The organism is Streptomyces graminilatus (genome assembly GCF_001418565.1).
Taxonomy (GTDB): domain Bacteria; phylum Actinomycetota; class Actinomycetes; order Streptomycetales; family Streptomycetaceae; genus Streptomyces; species Streptomyces graminilatus.
Map to the genome: position 1 here is coordinate 1 of NZ_LIQQ01000127.1, position 2104 is coordinate 2104.

Annotated in this window: 3 protein-coding genes; all 3 read left to right on the forward strand. The window is 67.3% G+C overall.

Annotation, left to right across the window (positions count from 1 at the left end):
* Positions 1-180 precede the first annotated feature (180 nt).
* The 3 genes from AOK08_RS12245 (at position 181) to AOK08_RS12255 (ending at position 2076) form a co-directional block, all read left to right on the forward strand.
* Positions 181-864, forward strand: coding sequence for a response regulator (locus tag AOK08_RS12245; protein WP_055525535.1), 684 nt, complete (start codon positions 181-183; stop codon positions 862-864).
* Between the two features lie 102 nt (positions 865-966).
* Entirely contained in the window at positions 967-1353 is a 387-nt protein-coding gene (locus tag AOK08_RS12250; protein ID WP_079053987.1) for an OB-fold nucleic acid binding domain-containing protein, read from the forward strand.
* A gap of 3 nt (positions 1354-1356) precedes the next feature.
* Positions 1357-2076, forward strand: coding sequence for a DUF3159 domain-containing protein (locus AOK08_RS12255; RefSeq protein WP_055525536.1), 720 nt, complete (start codon positions 1357-1359; stop codon positions 2074-2076).
* Positions 2077-2104 lie beyond the last annotated feature (28 nt).

Consider the following 2104-nt stretch of genomic DNA (forward strand, 5'->3'; position numbering starts at 1 on the left):
GGCCGGGGGCGAGGTCGGGGTCGGGGTCGGTGAGGCGGTTGAGCCGCTGCGGAGTGGTGGAACGGGGGCCGCGGAAGTGGGAACAGAAGTGTCAGCGGAGCCGGCGGTGTCGGGCGTGCCGGTGGTGCCGACGGTGCCTGTGGTGCCGGCGGAGTCGGTGGAGTCGGAAAGGCAGGTGTCATGACCCGAGTGCTGGTGGTCGAGGACGAGCCGCAGATCGTGCGTGCCCTTGTGATCAACCTCAAGGCACGCAAGTACGAGGTCGACGCGGCCCCCGACGGTGCCACCGCCCTCGAACTCGCCGCCGCCCGCCATCCCGACGTGGTCGTGCTCGACCTCGGACTGCCCGACATGGACGGCGTCGAGGTGATCAAGGGGCTCCGGGGATGGACCCGGGTGCCGATCCTGGTGCTGTCGGCCCGGCACTCCTCCGACGAGAAGGTCGAGGCGCTCGACGCGGGAGCCGACGACTACGTCACCAAGCCCTTCGGCATGGACGAACTCCTGGCCCGGCTGCGGGCCGCCGTACGCAGGGCCGAGCCGGCCGGGAGCGCCGAGGACGACGTCATCGTGGAGACCGACGAGTTCACTGTCGACCTGGCCGCGAAAAAGGTCCACCGCGCGGGACGCGATGTACGGCTCACCCCCACGGAGTGGCATCTCCTGGAGGTGCTCGTGCGCAACACGGGACGGCTGGTCAGCCAGAAACAGTTGCTCCAGGAGGTGTGGGGGCCGTCCTACGGGACGGAGGCCAACTATCTGCGCGTGTACATGGCGCAGTTGCGGCGCAAGCTGGAGGCGGATCCCTCGCATCCGAAGCACTTCATCACCGAACCCGGGATGGGGTACCGGTTCGAGGGGTAGGGCCGTCGCCAGGGAGACATGGTCAGGAAGGCGTGGTCGCGGGGCCGGAGTCCCGGGGTCCCGGGGTACGGCGGTGTCGGTGGGCGCCGGTACGCTTCAGGTATGAGTGCTGTTCCTCGTTCCGAGAAGCCGGTGAGCCGGTTCCGGCGCATGCTCGACCGGCTCTCCTCCTCGCAGGAGGACCTGGAGTGCGAGGACAGCGCGACCGCGGGCTGTACCCGTATCGGTGACTGCCACGACCGCCAGGTGGTGACCGTAACTGGTACGTTGCGCACGGTCACATTGCGGCCGAGAGCGGGAGTTCCGGCCCTGGAGGCCGAACTCTTCGACGGTTCGGCCGCGCTGGACGTGGTGTGGCTCGGCAGACGTTCCATCGTCGGCATAGAGCCGGGGCGCAAGCTGATCGCGTCGGGGCGGATCTCGATGAGCCGTGGCCGCCGTGTGCTGTTCAATCCGAAATACGAACTGAGACCTCTCGGACGGGAGTAGCCGGTGACGTCCCTCGACAAGCCGACCGAAGACGCCCAGCAAGATTCCAGGGCGGTGACCGAGGCCGCCCTCTTCGAGGCGTTCGGCGGTCTGCGGGGCATGATCGAGACGGTCCTGCCGGGGCTGCTCTTCGTCACGATCTACACGATCAACAAGGACCTGCACTCGTCGGCCATCGCGGCCCTCGGTGTCTCGGTGCTGCTGGTCGTGGTGCGCCTCGTCAAGAAGGACACCGTCAAGCACGCCTTCAGCGGGGTCTTCGGCGTCGCCTTCGGTGTCGTCTTCGCGATGATGACGGGCAACGCCAAGGACTTCTATCTGCCCGGCATGCTCTACACGCTGGGGCTGGCACTGGCGTACATCATCTCGACGCTGGCCGGTTTTCCGCTGCTCGGGGTGATCCTCGGCCCGGTCTTCAAGGAGAACCTCTCCTGGCGTACGCGGAATCCGGGGCGCAAGAAGGCGTATGCGAAGGCCAGTTGGGCTTGGGGGCTGATTCTGCTCGCCAAGTGCGCGATTCTGTTCCCGCTGTACTGGTGGGCGGACACGGCGTCGCTGGGGTGGGTGCTGGTGGCGTTGAAGATTCCGCCGTTCCTGCTGGCTGTGTGGCTCACCTGGGTGTTCCTGGCGAAGGCGCCCGCGCCTATTGATGTGTTCGCGGAGATGGAGGCGGAGGAGCGGGCGGAAGAGGCGCGGAAGGCTGCTGCTTCCTCTTCCGAGTAGTCCGTGTAGTCCGAGTCCGAGTCCGAGT